Annotated in this window: 13 protein-coding genes; 9 read left to right on the top strand and 4 right to left on the bottom strand. The window is 64.8% G+C overall.

The features are described 5' to 3' along the window. Positions 1-68 precede the first annotated feature (68 nt). Positions 69-737 (top strand): MBL fold metallo-hydrolase, encoded by a 669-nt coding sequence (locus tag A7X65_RS15140; RefSeq protein ID WP_063686062.1) that lies wholly within the window; start codon positions 69-71, stop codon positions 735-737. Between the two features lie 3 nt (positions 738-740). Here the strand turns inward: A7X65_RS15140 and A7X65_RS15135 are convergent, their stop codons facing one another. Beyond that, positions 741-1109 carry a winged helix-turn-helix transcriptional regulator gene (locus A7X65_RS15135; protein WP_063686059.1) on the bottom strand — a complete coding sequence of 123 codons (369 nt, stop codon included), beginning with the start codon at positions 1107-1109 and terminating at the stop codon, positions 741-743. A 140-nt stretch (positions 1110-1249) separates the two neighbouring features. On the opposite strand from A7X65_RS15135, the gene A7X65_RS15130 reads away from it, so the two are divergent. Beyond that, entirely contained in the window at positions 1250-1552 is a 303-nt protein-coding gene (locus A7X65_RS15130; RefSeq protein ID WP_245323554.1) for a hypothetical protein, read from the top strand. Positions 1553-1671: 119 nt separating this feature from the next. On the opposite strand, the gene A7X65_RS15125 is transcribed toward A7X65_RS15130, so the two are convergent. Then, positions 1672-2844 carry an extracellular catalytic domain type 1 short-chain-length polyhydroxyalkanoate depolymerase gene (locus A7X65_RS15125; RefSeq protein WP_063687710.1) on the bottom strand — a complete coding sequence of 391 codons (1173 nt, stop codon included), beginning with the start codon at positions 2842-2844 and terminating at the stop codon, positions 1672-1674. 141 nt (positions 2845-2985) lie between these two features. Further along, positions 2986-4398 carry an MFS transporter gene (locus A7X65_RS15120; protein WP_063686055.1) on the bottom strand — a complete coding sequence of 471 codons (1413 nt, stop codon included), beginning with the start codon at positions 4396-4398 and terminating at the stop codon, positions 2986-2988. A 149-nt stretch (positions 4399-4547) separates the two neighbouring features. On the opposite strand from A7X65_RS15120, the gene sthA reads away from it, so the two are divergent. The 3 genes from sthA to A7X65_RS15105 all read left to right on the top strand — a co-directional run bounded on the left by sthA (position 4548) and on the right by A7X65_RS15105 (position 9351). After that, positions 4548-5939 (top strand): Si-specific NAD(P)(+) transhydrogenase, encoded by a 1392-nt coding sequence (gene sthA, locus A7X65_RS15115; protein WP_063686053.1) that lies wholly within the window; start codon positions 4548-4550, stop codon positions 5937-5939. 443 nt (positions 5940-6382) lie between these two features. Further along, the gene (locus A7X65_RS15110) at positions 6383-7615 is read left to right on the top strand and encodes an LLM class flavin-dependent oxidoreductase (protein WP_063686051.1); all 1233 of its coding nucleotides are present in this window, start codon (positions 6383-6385) and stop codon (positions 7613-7615) included. Between the two features lie 359 nt (positions 7616-7974). Next, complete coding sequence (locus A7X65_RS15105; RefSeq protein ID WP_063686049.1) at positions 7975-9351, top strand: cytochrome P450; 1377 nt, start codon at positions 7975-7977, stop codon at positions 9349-9351. A 247-nt stretch (positions 9352-9598) separates the two neighbouring features. On the opposite strand, the gene A7X65_RS15100 is transcribed toward A7X65_RS15105, so the two are convergent. Beyond that, entirely contained in the window at positions 9599-10438 is an 840-nt protein-coding gene (locus A7X65_RS15100; RefSeq protein WP_063686047.1) for an SDR family NAD(P)-dependent oxidoreductase, read from the bottom strand. A gap of 179 nt (positions 10439-10617) precedes the next feature. Between A7X65_RS15100 and A7X65_RS15095 the strand changes: the two genes are divergently transcribed. From A7X65_RS15095 to A7X65_RS15080, 4 genes are all read left to right on the top strand, one after another. Then, complete coding sequence (locus tag A7X65_RS15095) at positions 10618-11583, top strand: sensor histidine kinase (protein WP_063686045.1); 966 nt, start codon at positions 10618-10620, stop codon at positions 11581-11583. Between the two features lie 400 nt (positions 11584-11983). Next, positions 11984-13720, top strand: a complete 1737-nt coding sequence (locus A7X65_RS15090) for a putative bifunctional diguanylate cyclase/phosphodiesterase (RefSeq protein WP_063686043.1) — start codon at positions 11984-11986, stop codon at positions 13718-13720. Positions 13721-13961: 241 nt separating this feature from the next. After that, on the top strand, positions 13962-15401 hold the full coding sequence (locus tag A7X65_RS15085) for a sigma-54 interaction domain-containing protein (RefSeq protein ID WP_063686041.1): 1440 nt from the start codon (positions 13962-13964) through the stop codon (positions 15399-15401). A 195-nt stretch (positions 15402-15596) separates the two neighbouring features. After that, entirely contained in the window at positions 15597-16907 is a 1311-nt protein-coding gene (locus A7X65_RS15080; RefSeq protein WP_063687709.1) for an MFS transporter, read from the top strand. Positions 16908-16999 lie beyond the last annotated feature (92 nt).

The following is a 16999-nucleotide window of genomic DNA, read 5'->3' as shown; positions in this document are numbered from 1 at the left end:
CGGGCCGCTCCCGGCCCTCGCACGAATCTTTTGCTTGGCGGCATGGCAAAAATCGGCATTGTGGCGCCATGACCGAGCAAAATGACAACAAACCCAAGGCGGGCGCGATCATCGTTCCCGTGACGCTGTTCGAGCAGAACTGCACCATCATCTGGGACGAGCCCAGCAAGAAGGCCGTGGTGATCGATCCCGGCGGCGACGTGCCGAAGATCCTGGAAGCGATCAAGCAGACCGGCGTCACCGTGGAGAAGATCTGGCTGACCCACGGCCATATCGACCATGTCGGCGGCGCCGCCGACTTGCGCGATGAGCTGAAGGTGCCGATCGAGGGCCCGCATCAGGCCGACAAGTTCCTGCTCGACAACGTGGTCGAGAGCGGCGCGCGCTTCGGCATGACCGGGGTACGCAATTTCGCGCCGGACCGCTGGCTCGAGGAAGGCGAGACCGTGTCGATCGGCGACCTCACGTTCGACATCTTCCACTGCCCCGGCCATTCGCCCGGCAGCGTGGTGTTCTTCAACAAGGAGCTGCGCTTTGCCCATGTCGGCGACGTTCTGTTCGCGGGCTCGGTGGGACGCACGGACCTGCCCGGCGGCAGTCACGCGACGCTGATCAATTCGATCCTGACAAAACTGCTGCCGCTCGGCGACGATGTCGGCTTCATCTGCGGCCACGGCGCCGGCTCGAGCATCGGCCAGGAGCGGATGACCAATCCGTTCATCACCGGCGAGATGTAGGTTTTATTCGGCGGCGTCAGCCAGCGCCGCCGTCTCGCTCAGATTACGCTCGCCCCATTCGCGGATCGCGGCGACGACGGGCACGAAGCTCTTGCCTTTGCGGGTGAGGCGATACTCGACCTTCGGTGGCACCTCGCCGAAATCCTTGCGGTCGATCAGGCCGCTCTCCGTCAGCGCCTTCAATTCGCGGCTGAGCACGCGCGGGGTGATTTCCGCGCTGCCGCTCGCGCCCCGCAGCAGGCCGCTCCTGATCTCGCCATAGCGGCGCGGGCCGTCTTTCAAGTCCCAGACGATGCGGAGCTTGTACTTGCCGCTGATCATCTTCTGAAACGCCGCGACCGGACAGGTGCGCTGCCGAATTGCCTTCGCCATGTCGTCTCCTCCACGAGCAACCAGCAAGCGAAGAGGATAGGAGCGGCAGCGAAAAAGTCCATACTATCAATTTTGTCCATACTTGCAGGATCGCCCGCAAGGCGCAGATGATGACGCACAAGACGAACAGGGAGCGTCACATGAAGCACTTCATGATCCGATACGAGTTCAAGGACGGCACGACGGAGGAATGGCACCGGGAGATCGGCCGCTTCATCAAGGCGATCGACGGCGATCCGGAGCTGAAGGGACGGATCTCCTACCGCGTCCTGAAGGTCCGCGACGGCGGCAGCTATTTCCACCTTGCCGGCGCCGCCGACGAGGACGCGCAAAAAGCGCTGCAGTCGCGGGAGTTCTTCAAGAATTATCAGGCAATGACGCGGAAGGTCGCCGGCGGCGAGGTGACGGTGACGCCGATTGAGGTGATCGATCAGACGGCTTAGCCGTCATTCCGGGGCGCAGCGCAGTCGCCACAAACTCAGCTGTCGTCCCGGCCTAGCGCGCAATTGCGCGCTAGGCCGGGACGACGAGGGAGTGTTTGTTCGCTTACTATGCGCGAAAACTACTTCATCAATCCCGCGGCCGTCAGCGCACGCGTGATGATCTGGCCGAGGTCGAAGCCGCGAGCTTCCGGCTTCGGCTCGGCGGGATCGGCGACGTTCGCACGGATCGAGCGGGCGAGATGCGGCGCGGGCGAGCGGCTCGGCTTGCCCGCGACGGCCGGCTTTGCCTCCACCTTCTTCGCGGCGTCCGGAATCCATCCGGTCAGGCCGAAGAACTTTGCGATGTGATAGGACGAGGAGATGCCGGCCTCGATCAGGAACGCGCCTTCCATTCCGTAGCGCTGGTCGTTGTCGGCAAGGCCAAGCGGCGTGCCGTGCGCCATGTCGGTGATGGCGTAGGACTCGACCAGCGTCTCGCCGTCCTTGTTCCACCAGGCTTGGCGCGGATAGCCGTCGACATTAGTCTCCGCCATCGGCACGGCGGGCAGGTCATGCAGGTCGAGCCACTGCTTGACGATCTCGTTGGCATTGCCGGGATTGACGGTGCGGTCGGCGCTGCCGTGCCACACCGAGACCCGCGGCCATGGCCCGCGATGATCAGAGGCGCGCCGCACGAAATCGCCGAGCTCGCGTTCGGGCCGCTGCGGCGAATGAAACATGCCGTCGAGCGCCTCGCGCAGATTCGAGGCGATGCCGTAGGGCAGGCCCGCAATGATCGCGCCGGCCGCGAAGACTTCCGGATAGGTCGCGAGCATCACCGACGTCATGCCTCCGCCCGCGGACAGGCCGGTGATGAAGACGCGCCTGGGATCGATGCGATGAGCGTCCGCCATATGCGCGATCATCTCGCGGATCGAGCGCGCTTCGCCGCTGTCACGCGCGGTGTCTTCCGGATTGAACCAGTTGAAGCAGGTGTTGCCGTTGTTGATGCGCTGCTGCTCGGGCATCAGCAGCGCGAAGCCGTAGTGCTGGGCGAGCGTCGACCAGCCGGCGCCGAGATCGTAACCGGCCGCCGTCTGTCCGCAGCCGTGCAGCACGACGACGAGCGCGCGCGACTTCTGCAGCTGCGCCGGGACGAACGCGAACATGCGCAGATTGCCGGGATTGTCGCCGAAGCCCGTGACCTCTTCCAGCGGGCTGGATGAATCGGGGCTGCGGCCGAACTCGGCAAGGCGCAGACCGTCCAGCTTCGGCAGACGTCTCAACAGATCGACATTTCTGGCTAACGACACGGCAAGTTCCTGGTGGGCGGCTTTCAACGTTAAGCACCACCAGATAGTTGCTGCGTTGCAAAATAAAAAGACCGTGCGCTGTCGATCTCGCGAAAATCACTGGAAATTCAGCGGAAATCCGCACGTATTAACCGCAATGCCTCAACTTGATGCAGATGCGCGGCGCATCCACGTCAGAAATGCGATGCATGTCATGATTAACGTCACAAACAGCGCGAGCGAGACGAGAAATCCTGCGCGCGCTGATTGCAACGTCTCGATCGCGAAGAATACCGCGCCGATTGCGGCCACTCCGGCCGCATTTCCGATCTGCGCCGTGGTGCCGTACATGCCGGAAGCAGAGCCTGCAGCGACAGGTTTGACGCTCGCGAGCACCGCACCGGAGAGCGGCGCCATCACCAGACCCTGGCCGTATCCGAAGATGCCCATGGTCAGCGCAAGCGCCATCGGCGTCGGCGCTTCCACATGGACCGCAAGACCCGCGAGCGCCGCGAGGCCCACGATCTGCAACGCGCAGCCTTCGATCAAGACCTTGGTGCCGCGACGCCGCGCGCGTGCGCCGCTATGGCGTGAAGCCACGACGAATGCGATGGCAAGTGGAATGCAGGCAAGGCCCGCCGTGAGCGGCGGAATCTTCAGCCCGCGCTGCATGAACGGGGTCATGACCAGATAGAACGAGAGATTGGCAAGGAAGAAAAAGAACGCAGCGCCGAGCCCGCGCAGGAAGGCGGCATCGGACATCAGCGAGAGATCGATCAGCGGCATGCCGCCGGCGCGCGCCACCGCATGCTCCAGCTTTGGGAATGCGACGAGGATCACTGCCCCGACCACCATCACCACCCACAACCACGGCGCCCAGCCGACATCGTGGCCGAGCAGCAACGGCCCGATCAGGCACAGCAATCCCGCGAACAGCACGATGCTGCCCTTGACGTCGAGCCTGGTCCCCGCCCGTCGCGGCACCGACGGCATGATGCGCCAGGCAGCAAGCGCGATGACGAGACCGCAGGGCACGTTGACGAAGAACACCGAACGCCAGCCGCTGCCGGCGAGATCGAGCGACACCAGAAGGCCGCCGAGCAGGAAGCCCGCAGCGCCGGCAAGCCCGAGCACGATGCCGTAGACGGCGAAGGCGCGATTGCGCGTCTCGTCAGTGAACAGCAGGTGCAGCGTCGCCAGTACCTGCGGCACCATCAGCGCCGCGGTCGCGCCCTGCGCCAGCCGCGCGACGATCAGCTCGACGCCGGACTGCGCAAGGCCGCACCACAGCGAGGTCGCCGTGAAGCCGAGCACGCCGGACAGGAAGACAGTCCTGGTGCCGTAGATGTCGCCGAGCCTCCCGCCGGTGACGACCAGCGTCGCATAGGCGATCAGATAGATCGCGATGACGGATTCGATCTGCGCCGGGGTCGCGTGCAGGTCGACGGCGATGGTGGGAATGGCGACGTTCACGATGAAGGCGTCGACGCCGAACATGAACTGGGCGGCGACGACGGTCGCGAGCACCCACCAGCGGCGGGTCGAATCGATTGGTTTTGTGACGGTTTGATGCATTTTCGTGCGAACCTTCCCCGATATATTTGCGCGCAAGGCTCGCAGATCGGCGTCATCCGCGCGATTACCTCGGAGGTAGGACTTGCTGCATTGGCCCGATTGCTGCATGGCAATTCCTGCTGGTTTCTGCGGGCTCGGAAGTCTTCCGGATGTACGACTACGACATGGTGGTGATCGGCTCGGGCCCGTCGGGGCGCCGGGCCGCGGTGCAATGTGCCAAGCTCGGCAAGTCCGTGCTGGTGGTGGAGAAAGGCCGGCGGGTCGGCGGCGTCTCGGTCCACACCGGCACCATTCCGTCGAAGACGTTGCGCGAGACCGTGCTCAACCTCTCCGGCTGGCGCGAGCGCGGCTTCTACGGCCGCTCCTACCGGGTGAAGCAGGACATCGCAGCCAGCGACCTCATGACCCGGCTGCAGAAGACGCTCGACCACGAGGTCGAGGTTTTGGAGCATCAGTTCAGCCGTAACCTCGTGCGCACGGCCAACGGCGAGGCGCGCCTCGTCTCGCCGCACGAGGTCGAGATCACGAGCGCAATCGGCGAGACCAGGACCGTGTCCGCCGCCTTCATCCTGATCGCCTGCGGCACGCGCCCGTTCCGGCCCGACTATGTGCCGTTCGACGGCACCACCGTGCTCGACAGCGACGAGATCATCGAGCTGCCGAAACTGCCGCGCAGCCTGGCCGTGATCGGCGCCGGCGTGATCGGCGTCGAATACGCCACCATCTTCAGCGCACTCGACGTGCCCGTGACCCTGATCGAGCCGCGGCCGACCTTCCTCGATTTCATCGACAAGGAATTGATCGACGAGTTCATGCACGAGCTGCGCGACCGCAACGTCGCGCTGCGGCTCGGCTCCAAGGTGACGTCGATCGAGAAGAATGCGCAAGGAGCCATCGTCACGCATCTGTCGGACGGCCGGCACGTCACCACCGAGATGCTGCTGTTCGCGGCGGGCCGCGTCGGCGCCACCGACCGGCTCAACCTCGAGGCCGCCGGCATCGCCGTCGACCATCGCGGCCGCATCAATGTCGACCCCGTGACCCTGCAGACCAGCGTGCCGCACATCTACGCCGCCGGCGACGTGATCGGCTTTCCGAGCCTTGCCTCGACCTCGATGGAGCAGGGCCGCGTCGCGGCCTGCCACGCGCTCGGCATGGAGCCCCTGGCGCCGCCGGAGTTCTTTCCCTACGGCATCTATTCGGTGCCGGAGATCTCGACCGCCGGCCTCACGGAAGAAGAGGTGCGCTCGCGCGGCATTCCCTACGAGGTCGGCATCGCCCGCTTCCGCGAGACCTCGCGCGGCCACATCATGGGGCTGAACAGCGGCATGATGAAGATGATCTTTTCGACCAAGACCCGCCGCCTGCTCGGCGTGCACATCCTCGGCGAAGGCGCCACCGAGCTGATCCATATCGGCCAGGCCGTGCTCAACCTCAAAGGCACGATCGACTATTTCATCCAGAACACGTTCAACTATCCGACGCTCGCGGAGGCGTACAAGATCGCCGGCCTGGATGCGTGGAACAGGATGACGCGGTAGCGAGCTGGCGCGCAGTCCCGTTGCGGCCATCCTTCGAGACGACCGCTGCGCGGTCTCCTCAGGATGAGGTCTGACTGCGCGGCGAGGTGCTGGACGCCATGGCGAGGAGCCCGCGAACGGGCGTCTCGAACGATGCAGGCGGAGCAAGTCGCGGCGGTGTTTCGTCTCCGGGTGGCGGAAAGCAGCGCTTACCTCGCACTCTCCTCGTCATGCCCGGGCTTGTCCCGGGCATCCACGTTCTTGGCACCGCGGCACAGGTCGCGGATGGCCGGGACAAGCCCGGCCATGACGGTGTGGAAGCGTCTGCACGCAAGTCTGCGTGAGGGAGAAGCATCACGCATGCCTGCATTCCGCTGCGCGGGACATCGCGTGATTGCGTTCGTGCGATCGGGCACGTAGCTTTGCGCCACCAACAAACAGAAAATTCAGCCGGAGAGAACGCCATGGCGCGCCTGAAGTTCGGAGCCTTTCTTGCCCCGCATCACCCGATCGGGGAGCATCCGATGCTCCAGTTCCGGCGCGATCTGGATCTCGTCGAGCAGCTCGATGCGCTCGGCTATGACGAGTTCTGGTGCGGCGAGCACCATTCCTCCGGCTGGGAAATGATCGCCTCGCCCGAGATGTTTCTGGCCGCGGCCGGCGAGCGCACCAAGCGGATCAAGCTCGGCACCGGCGTGGTGTCGCTGCCCTACCACCACCCGTTCAACGTCGCCCAGCGCATGGTGCAGCTCGACCACATGACCGGCGGCCGTGCCATCTTCGGCTCCGGTCCCGGCGCGCTGGCCTCGGACGCGCACACGCTCGGCATCGACCCGATGACGCAACGCGACCGCCAGGACGAGGCGATCGGCATCATCCGCCGTCTGTTCAACGGCGAGCGCGTCACGGCGAAGAGCGACTGGTTCACCATGAACGACGCCGCGCTGCAGATCCTGCCGCTGCAGGAGGAGATGCCGTTCGTGGTGGCCTCGCAGATCTCGCCGTCGGGCATGACGCTCGCCGGCAAATATGGCTGCGGCATCATCTCGCTGGGATCGATGACGACACAGGGCCTGATGTCGCTGCAGCAGCAATGGCAGTTCGCCGAGGATTCCGCTAGGAAGCACGGCACCAAGGTGAACCGCGCCGACTGGCGCGTGCTGCTGACTTTCCACGTCGCCGAGACCCGCGAGCAGGCCCGCCGCGAGGCCGGCGCCGGGCTGATGCGCTGGCACAACGAATATAATGTCGGCACGCTGCAGCGGCCGGGCCTCACCGCATTCACCTCGCCGGATGAAGCCGTGGACAAGACCGCTTTCGTCGAGGGCGCGGCGTCCACCATCGGCACGCCCGACGATCTCGTCAAAACCATCAAGAACGTGATGGAGGTGTCCGGCGGCGTCGGCGCCATCATCGGCTTCGTGCACGACTGGGCCAATCCGGAAAACACGCGCCGGAGCTGGGACATGGTGGCGCGCTACGTGGTGCCGGAGATCAACGGCTACATCGACGGCCTGCGCAGGTCGCAAAAATTCGTGATCGAGAACCGCGCGATCTTCGAGCGTGCGGGACAGGCCGTGATGGCCAAGATCATGGAGAACGAGAAGGCCGCCGAAGCGCTGAAGGTCACCGGCCCCGGCCGCGTCGCCATTCCCGCCGTCAACGCACCGGATCTGCAGAAGGCGGCGAAGGGATAGGTATCGGGCCTATCGCCCAACGCTATCGCATACGACGTCCGGGCGAGACCTGAGCAAGCGCCTCGTCCTTCGAGACGACCGCTTGCAGCGGTCTCCTGAGGATGAGGCTTGGCAGCATCGGTGGCTGTTGAGATGGCTGCCGCGCACTCTGACCTCATCCTGAGGGCCCGCCAAAGGCGGGCGTCTCGAAGGATGGGCCGCTAGCCCCTACTCTCGAATGTGATCGTCCTGGCCCCTGCGCGCAATTTCGCGCCAGGTCGGGACGACAGAAGCTTGACGATCTTGTGCGCGGGACGGCCGCAGCGTCATCGTGACAGGATGTGCTATGTTGTCCGGGTGTGCCAATCGGAGCAATCGTCATGTCGATGCAGGGCGGGTCTTCTACCAAGGTCCCCTTCGCGCCACCCAGGCGTAACGAGCTGACGCACATTCCCGGCGATGAAGGCTGGCCTGTCGTCGGCAAGACGTTCCAGCTGCTGGCCGACCCCAAGGGCTTCATCGAGGCGCACGCCGCGAAACACGGGCCCGTCTTTCGAACCCATTCCTTCGGCCAGACCAACGTCGTGCTGCTTGGACCCGAGGCCAACGAGCTCGTGCTGTTCGACCAGCAAAAGCTGTTCTCGTCGACCCATGGCTGGAACCATGTGCTCGAGCTGCTCTTCCCGCGCGGCCTGATGCTGCTCGATTTCGACGAACACCGCCTGCATCGCAAGGCGCTGTCTGTGGCGTTCAAGTCCGGACCGATGAAATCCTATCTCAGCGATCTCGACCGCGGTATTTCCGCGCGCGTCGCGCAGTGGAAGGCGCGGCCCGGCGAGATGAAGCTTTATCCGGCGATGAAGCAGCTCACGCTCGATCTGGCCGCGACGTCGTTTCTCGGTGCCGATATCGGCCCCGAGGTCGAGGGAATCAATCGCGCCTTTGCCGACATGGTGGCGGCCTCGGTCGCTCCGATCCGCCGTCCGTTGCCGGGCACGCAAATGGCGCGCGGTGTGGCCGGGCGCGAGCGCATCGTCGCCTATTTCCGCCAGCAGATTCCGCTCCGCCGCGGCAATCACGGCGGCGACGACCTGTTCTCGCAGCTCTGTCGCGCGACTCACGAGGATGGCGCACTGCTCTCCGAGCAGGACATCATCGATCATATGAGCTTCCTGATGATGGCCGCGCACGACACGCTGACTTCGTCTCTGACATCCTTCGTCGGCGAGCTCGCTTCGCATCCCGATTGGCAACAGAGACTGCGCGCGGAAGTTCTGGCTCTCGGGCTCGCTCCGGATGCGCCCACCTCCTTCGACGACCTCGCAAAGATGCCGCTGTCGGAAATGGCCTTCAAGGAGTCGCTGCGGATCAGGCCGCCGGTGCCCTCGCTGCCCCGTTATTCCATGCGCGATTTCACCTTCATGGGATTGAGCGTTCCTGCCGGAACCCGGGTCGGCATCAACCCGCTCTATACGCATCACATGAAGGACATCTGGCCGGAGCCGGACCGCTTCGATCCCATGCGCTTCACCGAGGAGGCGCAACGCAACCGCCACCGCTTCGCCTGGGTCCCGTTCGGCGGCGGCGCGCATATGTGCCTCGGCCTGCACTTCGCCTACATGCAGGCGAAATGCTTTGCCCGGCACTTCCTGCAGAATATCGAAGTGTCGCTGGCGCCGGGCTACAAGCCGGACTGGCAGATGTGGCCGATCCCGAAGCCGCGGGATGGGCTGAAGGTGATCGTGAAGGCGGTGTAAACACCGCTCTCGTAGGGTGGGTTAGCCGAAGGCGTAACCCACCACTGCTCGTCTCCCCGGAAGCAGAAGCGGTGGATTACGCCTTCGGCTAATCCACCCTACGGCATCGCGCCTCGCAATGACGGAAACCCGGTCTCGTAGGGTGGGCAAAGGCGCGGAGCGCCGTGCCCACGATCTCGCGCGATGAGAAGCAGTGGTGGGCACGCTTCGCTTTGCCCACCCTACGGCACAGTCCCCGGAGCCGCCGCTACGCCCCCTGATCGAACGCGTTGCGCAAGGCGGCCAGGCCCTGCTGCTGCTGGGTCCAGTTGCGGCCGCTGGTCATGGCGCCGTCGATGACGAGGTCGTGGCCGTTGATGAAGCTGGATTCGTCGCTGGCCAGGAACACCGCGGCATGGGCGATGTCGTCGGGCAGGCCCGCGCGCGGGATCGGCTGGGCGGTCTTGTAGACGTCGCGCATCACAGCCTGCGTCTTCTCGGCGGCTTCGGTCGACAGGCCCAGCGCCTTGCCGAAAATGCCAGTCGCTATCGCGCCGGGCGAGATCGAGTTGACGCGGACGTTGGACTCGCCGAGTTCCATCGCCACGCATTTGGTGAGATGGATCACCGCGGCCTTGGCGGCGCCGTACACCACCGACGAGGAGAAGCCGGCAAGACGGCCTGCGATGCTGCCATTGTTGATGATGCTGCCGGATCCCTGCTTCTTCATGTAGGGCGCGGCGTGCTTCATGCCGAGCATGACGCTGCGCACGAGGGTCGCCATGGCCGCGTCGAAGCGCTCGACCTCGAGGCCTTCGATGCCGCCGGTCTGCGCCGGGCCGCCGGCATTGTTGAACAGGCAGTCGATGCGGCCGAATTTTTCCACCGCCAGCGCGATCAGCGCCTGCATCTGGGCTTCGACCGTCACGTCGGTCTGGCGGAAGACGCAGGCGGCCCCGAGCTGCTTTGCCAGCGCCTCGCCTTCCGGTATGCGCCGCCCGGCGATCACAATTTTGGCACCTTCGGCAACGAAGACTTCCGCAGTCCGCAATCCGATGCCGCTCGTCGCGCCCGTGATCACCGCCACCTTGCCGTCAAGCCTGCCCATTTGATGCCCCTGCTTTCGAACCCTTCGCTGCCAAGCGGCGCACACCGATCCATGACGGTGCTGTTACAGCCGGCGCCGCGACGACCACTATTCCTGCCGGCTTCCGACAAGGCAAGCTTTGCTTGCGCGCCCGAGATGCGTAACATTCAGGGCGAACGCACGTCGCAACCGGGCCGTTCATGGAGAAATTGATCGAGGAGTTTCGCAAGGGCTGGCAGGGCGTGGCACCGCCATCGCTCGGCCTGAGCATCGGCTTTGCGGCCGCCTGCCTGCTGGTTGCGACGCTGGCGCGCTGGGGCCTCGCGCATGTCCGGCCCGACGTCTATTTCACGCCGTATTTCCCGGCCGTGTTCTTTGCGGCCGCGTTCGGCGGCTTCCGCATCGGCATCATCACGGCGATCGTCGGCGGCGTGCTCGGCGTCGTCGTCAATTTCAGCGAAATCGTCGCCGATAACGCGCGATTCGCCCTGCTGGCGCTCTATTGGGCGGTCTGCGCGCTCACCATCTGGGGCGTCGAGCACTATCGCTCGCTCCTCGTCGAGCAGCGGCGGATCTCGAAGCGCCTGATCGAGGAGGAAGACTATCGCAAGCTGCTGGTCGACGAGCTGCAGCACCGGCTGAAGAACAAGCTCTCGACCGTGCATGCCGTGATCCATCAGGTGCTGCACGACCAGCCGCAGGTCTGGGCCCGGATCGATCCGCGGCTGCGGTCGCTGGCCACGACCGACGATCTGATCTCGCGGATCGACAAGGCGGGCTGCGACATCCGCGATCTCCTGATCTCCGAGCTCGGGCCCTACGGCCATGTCCGCTTCACCCTCAATGGCGACCGGCTGTTCCTGCCGCCGAAGCTGGCGGTCACGCTGTCATTGATGTTTCACGAGCTCGCCACCAACGCCGGCAAGTACGGCGCATTCTCCGCACCGCGCGGGCTGCTGCAGGTGTCATGGACCGTCAGCGACGATCGCCTGACCGTCACCTGGGACGAAACCGAAGGGCCGAGCGTGGAAAAGGTCTCCGAGCCCGGCTTCGGCACCAAGCTGCTGAAATCGGCGCTCTCGGCTTTCGACGGCAGGACCGAGATCTCGTACCTGAAGACCGGACTCCATTGCATCATGCAGTGCCGGATCCCGAAGAGCGGGTGACGGACCGGCAGGACCAGGTAGAATCGGATCACCGCGGCTTCCACTGCGTCATGGCCGGGCTTGTCCCGGCCATCCACGATCTTTGTTTTGCGGTAGCCAAGAACGTGGATGCCCGGGACATAGGCGAGCGGAAGCGACGCCGTCCTGCGGACGGCTATGCCCGGGGATGACGACCTCTGATCGCGCAACACGACTCGAAACAAGCGAAAGCCACACGCGCACTCGCTGCGCAGTTTCGCTTGCCGCGTTGACCCTCTGTTAATGACGATTTTCTGCGCGCGTCGGATCGCCGCAAAACACCCCCGTATTTCTCCGGACCCCTTAACCAAACTTAAGAGGGAACCGCGCATGATCGCGTGCATTGCAAAGGCGCGCTGAAACAACAAGATTCATGACTTCTATGAACGACAACAAATATTCCGGCGCGAGCGAAGCCGAACTCGGATTCCTCAAGGAAATCGTTAGAATGCTGCCTGCCGGCCTGACCGTGCAGGACGCGCAAGGACAGCTTCTGCTGGTTAACGATGCCGCCGCCGCCCAACTCGGCATGGACGGCAGCCGTCCCTCGCCGGATCTTGCGCCGCGCCGCGAAGCCTGCCGTCAGGCGCTGAGCGCCGGCCAGGCCGTCGTCACCGAGGAAGCCTTGCACGAGGGCGCCGCGCGCCAGGTGCTGCTCACCACCCATCGTCCGGTCAGCCTCGGCGGACGCGAGCTCCTGATCTCGGCCTCCTCCGACATCACCGAGCAGAAGAATTTCGAGGACCAGCTGTTTCGCTCGGCCTATTTCGACGAGCTGACCGGCCTGCCCTCGCGCCGCGTGATCGAGCATCGCGCAAACAGCCTGCTCGCGCGCGATGGCGGCAGCGAGCCGTTCGCGCTCGCCTTTCTCGACGTCGACAATTTCAAGCATATCAACGACTATTACGGCCACGCCGTAGGCGATGCGCTGCTCGTCGAGCTGTCGAAGCGGCTCGGGCGGGACCTGCGCGATTCCGACATGCTGTCGCGCATCTCCGGCGACGAATTCCTGCTGCTGCTCTCGCCGATCCAGAGCCAGGAGGAAGTGGCCGAGTTCATGCAATCGACGCTGGAGCGGCTGACCGCGCCGTTCTTCATCGACCATTCGGAAGTGTTCGCCTCGACCTCGGTCGGCATCAGCCTCTATCCCGACCACGGCCGCAGCTTCGAGACGCTGCGGCAGAACGCCGACATCGCGATGTACCGCATCAAGAACAACGGCAAGGGACTGGCCGCGTTCTTCGATGCCAGCATGGAGCGCGAGGCGCTGGCGCGGACCAAGATCGAGCAGTCGCTGCGGCTCGCCATCCTGGAGAAGCGCTTCTGCTGCGCGTTCCAGTCCAAGGTCGACATCCGCACCCAGGCCGTGAAGGGCATCGAGGCATTGGTGCGCCTGCGCGACGACGAAGGCGTGATCCAGGCGCCCGGCTCGTTCATCAATCTCGCCGGCGAGCTCGGGCTGATCGACGAGCTGACTCATCTCGTGCTCGCCGAGATCGTCAAGTCGATCGACCTGATCAACGACACCTTCGGCGCGGAAGCGACCATCAGCATCAACGTCGCCGCCAAGCAGGCCGGCAATCCCGAGTTCATGCGCAGCTTCGCGAAGGCGCTCGACAATACCGGCTTTCCGCAGCGCTTCATGATCGAGGTGACCGAGGACGCCTTCGTCGCCAAGAATCATTTCCAGTCCGAGATCCTGCCGATGTTCCGCAAGCTCGGCGTCGGCATCTCGATCGACGATTTCGGCACCGGCTATTCCTCGCTCTCCGCGCTCGCCGACATCACCGCCGACGAGATCAAGATCGACCGCTCCTTCATCACCGACATCCATAAGCGCCCGCGCAGCCAGGGCATTTTGCGCGCGATCGAGTCCTTAAGCGAGGCGCTCGGCATGACCGTGATCGCCGAAGGCCTCGAATCCTACGAGGAGCTGGCGTATTTGCAGGCCGCGACCAAGATCCGCTACGCGCAGGGCTATTACTTCTCGCGGCCGATCTTCCTCGAGGAGCTGAAGCTGGCAACGCCTGCTTCCAGCGAGTCCCGCCCCGGCATCGCGAACCGCCCGATGCAGCAGAACCGCCAGGGCTATTCGCGCGCGAGCGGGTATCGCAGGTAGGCCGACAGCGGCGCGACAAACATCGCTGTCGTCCCGGCGAAGGCCGGGACCCATAACCACAGGGAGAAGTTTGGTGAAGGCCGGTCATTACCCGCTCGCCTCACGACGTCTGCCTCGGAGTATGGGTCCCGGCCTTCGCCGGGACGACACCGGGAAAGGTGGCCCGCATCCTTCCCCAATTCTCCCTTTGAAATCGCTGCCCTTTTGGTAATACACAGGCGGGCTTCCCGCGAGGCACGCCATGTCGATCCCTTCCTCCATCAGCGATCCCGCCTATCTCCGTGCGCGCGCGATGGAGACGCTGTTCGAACGGCTGGAGAACCTCTGCGAGGGCGCCATCGCAATCGATCGCGGCGGGCGCGTCGTCTACGTCAACGAGAAATATCTTTCCTCGCTCGGCCTCTCGCACACCGCGGAAGCGATCGGCCGGCCGATCGAGGAGATCATCCCGAACAGCCTGATGCGGAAGGTCGCCGAGACCGGCGAGCCGATCCTGCTCGACATCATGGAGCTCGGCGGCGAGCAGCTCGTCGTGACGCGCATGCCGATCGAGGACGAGAACCGAAAGGTCATCGGCGCGATCGGCTTCGTGCTCTATGACCATCTGGAGAGCCTCAAGCCGCTGCTCGCCCGCGTCACCCAGCTCGAGAGCGATCTGCGGCTGGCGCGGCGGCAATTGTCCAACGCGCGCGCGGCGCGCTTCACCTTCGCCGATTTCGTCGGCACCACACCCGCCATCGCGCAAGCCAAGGAGCTCGCCGGCCGCGCCGCGCGGCAGAGCGTCACCGTGCTGCTTACCGGCGAGACCGGCACGGGCAAGGAGATGCTGGCGCAGGCGATCCACAATGCCTCCTCCCGCGCCGACAAGCCGTTCGTCAGCGTCAACGTCGCTGCAATCCCCGAGACCTTGATCGAGTCCGAATTCTTCGGCACCGCGCCCGGCGCCTATACCGGCGCCGACCGCAGGGGGCGCGAGGGAAAATTCCGCATCGCCGACGGCGGCACGCTGTTCCTCGACGAGATCGGCGAGATGCCGCTGCAGCTCCAGGCCAAGCTGCTCCGCGTGCTGCAGGAGCGCGAGATCGAGCCGCTCGGCTCGGACAAGATCAGCAAGGTCGACGTCCGCGTCATCGCCGCGACCAATGTCGACCTACGCAAGCGCGTCAGCGACGGCGCATTCCGGCCGGATCTCTACTACCGCCTGAACGTGCTCTCGGTGGACCTGCCGCCGCTGCGCCAGTGCCTGGACGATCTCCCTGATATCTGCACCCGGCTGCTCGACGACATCAGCGCCTCCGGCGACTATTTCAAGGCGAAGATCACGCCGAGCGCGCTGGCCGCGCTCGCCCGCTACGACTGGCCGGGCAATGTCCGCGAACTCCGCAACATCCTCGAGCGCGCGCTGATCCTCAGCGATTCCGGACGGCTGACCGGCGACGATTTCGTCCGTATCCTCCCCGTCGGCACCGACATCAGGCCGGCGGCACTGGTGCGGCCGGCCGGTCTCGTCGTGCCCTATGCCGAGGCGGAGGCCGAGTTCGAGAAGCACACGCTCGAGCAGGCGCTCGCCGCCAGCAACGGCCAGATCGCCGAAGCTGCCAGGATGCTGCAGATCTCGCGCGCGACCTTCTACAAGAAGCTCGCCAAGTTCGGTCTCGCCGCGGGACCGGCCGCCGTCTGAGTTTCGAGACTCGAACTGTCCGGAGTCTCGGATTCCTGACACGGCTTCTGGCGCGCCGTCGCGCGCCGTTTCGCTGAATCTGCTGTGTTTTCCGGCATTTTGCGCAGACCCGCGGCTTCTGGCGCGGAGCTTGCTCTTCGCTTTGCACAATGACGCGTGCTGCACACGCGCATTCGCAACCAGGGAGGACGCAAGATGAGTGAAGCGATCTCGGTCCATCAGCTTCAGACGAGACAGCCCTCGCACGTCACGGTCGCCACCGCGAGCCTGATCGGCACGGCGATCGAGTGGTACGACTTCTTCCTCTACGGCACCGCCGCGGCGCTGATCTTCAACAAGCTGTTCTTTCCGACCTTCGACCCCATGATGGGAACGCTGCTGGCGTTCGCGACCTACGCGCTCGGCTTCATCGCGCGCCCGCTCGGCGGCGTCGTGTTCGGCCACTACGGCGACAAGATCGGCCGCAAGACCATGCTCTATCTGACGCTGCTGATCATGGGCGCGGCGACCGCGGCGATCGGCTTCCTGCCGACCTACGAGACCGCCGGCATCTGGGCCGCGATCCTGCTTGTCGCCTGCCGGCTGATCCAGGGCTTCGGCCTCGGCGGCGAATGGGGCGGCGCGGTGCTGATGGCGGTCGAGCACGCGCCCGCGGACAAGAAAGGCTTCTACGGAAGCTGGCCGCAACTCGGGGCGCCGCTCGGCCTCGTGCTCGGCACGCTGGTGTTCTCGGTGGTGTCGGCGATGCTGACCGACGCGCAGCTCTACTCCTGGGGCTGGCGCATCCCGTTCCTGTTCTCGATCGCGCTGGTGCTGGTCGGCCTGTGGATCCGCTTCACCATCGCGGAATCGCCGGAGTTCCAGAAGGTCAAGGACACCAAGCAGGAGGTGAAGATGCCGATCCTCGAGGCGATCAGGATGTATCCCAAGAACATCCTGCTCGCGATGGGCGCGCGCTTCGCCGAGAACGGCTTCTTCTACATCTACGCGACTTTCGTGCTCGCCTATGCCACGCAGTCGCTCGGCATGAACAAGCAGGACATGCTCAACGGCGTGCTGATCGGCGCCGCGATCGAGACCTTCACCATTCCGGCCTTCGGCGCGCTCTCCGACAAGGTCGGACGGCGGCCGGTCTACATCTTCGGCGCGGTGTTCTCGGCTCTGATGTCGTTCCCGCTTTTCATGCTGCTTGCGACCAAGAACCCGCAATATGCCTGGATCGCGATCGTGCTGGGCCTCGCCATCGGCCATGCCGCGATGTACGGGCCGCAGGCGAGCTTCCTGTCGGAGCTGTTCGGCACCAAGGTGCGCTATAGCGGCGTCTCGCTCGGCTACAACCTCGCCTCGATCTTCGCCGGCGCGCTGTCGCCGCTGATCGCGACGGGATTGATGACGGCCTATGCGCCGGCGACCTGGCCGATCTCGCTCTACATGATCGCGCTCGCGATCATCACCATCGTGTCGGTCTATTTCGCCACCGAAACACGCAAGATAGTGCAGTCCTGACTGTCCTGATGCTGCCCCCTGTCGCGAGGAGCAACCTGTTCCAGGGCCGCTCCTCGCGATATGATCGACGACAACAACGGCATGCGGTCCAA

This window comes from Bradyrhizobium stylosanthis (assembly GCF_001641335.1).
GTDB lineage: Bacteria > Pseudomonadota > Alphaproteobacteria > Rhizobiales > Xanthobacteraceae > Bradyrhizobium > Bradyrhizobium stylosanthis.
The sequence above is the reverse complement of the archived record's forward strand: the minus strand, read 5'-3'. Positions and strand labels throughout refer to the sequence as shown.

Coding starts and splice junctions, on each gene's coding strand:
- A7X65_RS15080 (WP_063687709.1), top strand. CDS start 15,597: ATGAGTGAAGCGATCTCGGTCCATCAGCTTCAGACGAGACAGCCCTCG.
- A7X65_RS15140 (WP_063686062.1), top strand. CDS start 69: ATGACCGAGCAAAATGACAACAAACCCAAGGCGGGCGCGATCATCGTT.
- A7X65_RS15120 (WP_063686055.1), bottom strand. CDS start 4,398: ATGCATCAAACCGTCACAAAACCAATCGATTCGACCCGCCGCTGGTGG.
- A7X65_RS15105 (WP_063686049.1), top strand. CDS start 7,975: ATGTCGATGCAGGGCGGGTCTTCTACCAAGGTCCCCTTCGCGCCACCC.
- A7X65_RS15085 (WP_063686041.1), top strand. CDS start 13,962: ATGTCGATCCCTTCCTCCATCAGCGATCCCGCCTATCTCCGTGCGCGC.
- A7X65_RS15110 (WP_063686051.1), top strand. CDS start 6,383: ATGGCGCGCCTGAAGTTCGGAGCCTTTCTTGCCCCGCATCACCCGATC.
- A7X65_RS15090 (WP_063686043.1), top strand. CDS start 11,984: ATGAACGACAACAAATATTCCGGCGCGAGCGAAGCCGAACTCGGATTC.
- A7X65_RS15100 (WP_063686047.1), bottom strand. CDS start 10,438: ATGGGCAGGCTTGACGGCAAGGTGGCGGTGATCACGGGCGCGACGAGC.
- A7X65_RS15135 (WP_063686059.1), bottom strand. CDS start 1,109: ATGGCGAAGGCAATTCGGCAGCGCACCTGTCCGGTCGCGGCGTTTCAG.
- A7X65_RS15130 (WP_245323554.1), top strand. CDS start 1,250: ATGAAGCACTTCATGATCCGATACGAGTTCAAGGACGGCACGACGGAG.
- sthA (WP_063686053.1), top strand. CDS start 4,548: ATGTACGACTACGACATGGTGGTGATCGGCTCGGGCCCGTCGGGGCGC.
- A7X65_RS15095 (WP_063686045.1), top strand. CDS start 10,618: ATGGAGAAATTGATCGAGGAGTTTCGCAAGGGCTGGCAGGGCGTGGCA.